The sequence below is a fragment of the Brachyspira catarrhinii genome, from assembly GCF_005518285.1.
In the GTDB taxonomy this organism is placed as follows: domain Bacteria; phylum Spirochaetota; class Brachyspiria; order Brachyspirales; family Brachyspiraceae; genus Brachyspira; species Brachyspira catarrhinii.
Map to the genome: position 1 here is coordinate 1 of NZ_SJDU01000453.1, position 1,635 is coordinate 1,635.

The following is a 1,635-nucleotide window of genomic DNA, read 5'->3' on the forward strand; positions in this document are numbered from 1 at the left end:
TGTTTATTAAAAATCTATTCAAATTCTTTTTTGAATTTATTAAATTTCAGTTTTCAAAAAGCGTTTATTCAATTAAATGTTTTAATAAAAAATCAAGGAGTTTAGTATGAAATTACTAAATAAAATCACAATATTATTAATCTTTTTATCTTTAGTCGCTTTTATAAGTTGCAGTAATAAAGACACTACAGGAAGCAATAATGATAATAACAATAATAATGAAGATAGAACATTATCCTATTATGCTGGCAATTGGTATGGCAATCCAGAAAATACAGGAGAAACGCACATTATTACCATAAATGCTAATGGTTCAATGATTATAAAATCTGAGAGGGGAGATATAACGGTTACTTCCGATTCTATAACGAGAAGTAGCGATACGAGTTATACTACTACGGTAAATTATGCCAATGGCAATATTCAGGCAAATTTAACTTTTAGTAGCGATACTCAAGGAAAATTTGATATGATTTCAGAAGGAACGACTACTTCTATAGATATTACTAAAAAATAATAAGATTAATAAAGCAAGTAATATAATTTAATTCACATGCTAAAACGGGCGAGGTAAAAACTTCGTCCGTTTTATTTATTCATTATGGGAATTTTAATCTGTCATTGCGAGATAAAGTAGAGGCAATCGACCATTAAAAAATTAAATTTTAAAATAAAATTCTATTAAAAATACAATGTTCCATAATAAAAAAATTATGTAAAGTAATTCTTATAATTATCGATAATTAACTTATAGATACAATTCAAGGATGGCATTTTATGTTTAATTTATACGAAGAACTTACAAAAATCGAAATACTTCTTTCAAAAGAGATAGAAGTTTACAAAATTATATTGGAAGACGAAGAAAAAAAAGTGAATTCGATTATCAATACTCGTTTGCAGGATATTCATTTATATTGCGAGCATCAAAACGAAAAAATGAACGAAGCTAACGAATTGAGAAAAATGAGAGAAAATATTATCGATATAATTATATTAAATAAATTTCCTCATTTGTCCGAAACCGCCACTTTGTCCGATATAATAAGAAGAATTCCTTTAAATAAAACATCCAAAATATCGGCTATGCGTTTGGAACTTGTGACTCTAATAGCCCGCTTGAGGCATTTAAATAAATTGTCGCCAAAATTATTTGACGAAGCATTGGGATTTTTTAGCGATATGAAAGAAGTTTTATACAGCAGTAAAAAAGTCGGCTATAATAACAAAGGCAAAGAACATGTGATTAACAGAAAATTATCGGCGTTAATAAATAAGCAAGTATAATATAAATAAAATATAAAAATTAAAGAAGCTTTATAATCCGTTAAAGATTACGAAACTTCTTTTTTTAATTTAGAGGAGTTAACTTATTTTCCGCATTTGTTGTTTATCTCTTCGACTAAAGTTTCTATTTTATCATCGTCCATTCCATGTCCGCGACATCCTTCTTCCAAACTTTCCCAGCTTGCAACATGACAGCCAACGCAATGAAGTCCATGACTCATCATTATTTCAACCGAATCTGGAAAAATCTGAATTATCTCTCCTATGCTCATAGTTTTATTTATCATAATTTACCTCTCTTAATTCTAAATGATTATTTATTATTATAATATAATTTATCTTTTTGTC

The 1,635-nt window shown here is 27.6% G+C and carries 3 protein-coding genes; 2 read left to right on the forward strand and 1 reads right to left on the reverse strand.

The annotated features are described in order from the left end of the window. Positions 1 to 106: 106 nt before the first annotated feature. Both EZH24_RS11415 and flgN read left to right on the forward strand, forming a co-directional pair. Complete coding sequence (locus EZH24_RS11415; RefSeq protein ID WP_137999221.1) at positions 107 to 517, forward strand: hypothetical protein; 411 nt, start codon at positions 107 to 109, stop codon at positions 515 to 517. Between the two features lie 260 nt (positions 518 to 777). Next, the gene (flgN, locus tag EZH24_RS11420; protein ID WP_137999222.1) at positions 778 to 1,287 is read left to right on the forward strand and encodes a flagellar export chaperone FlgN; all 510 of its coding nucleotides are present in this window, start codon (positions 778 to 780) and stop codon (positions 1,285 to 1,287) included. Between the two features lie 83 nt (positions 1,288 to 1,370). Here flgN and EZH24_RS11425 read toward each other — a convergent pair whose 3' ends face one another. Beyond that, the gene (locus tag EZH24_RS11425; RefSeq protein WP_137999223.1) at positions 1,371 to 1,574 is read right to left on the reverse strand and encodes a DUF1858 domain-containing protein; all 204 of its coding nucleotides are present in this window, start codon (positions 1,572 to 1,574) and stop codon (positions 1,371 to 1,373) included. Between the last annotated feature and the right edge of the window lie 61 nt (positions 1,575 to 1,635).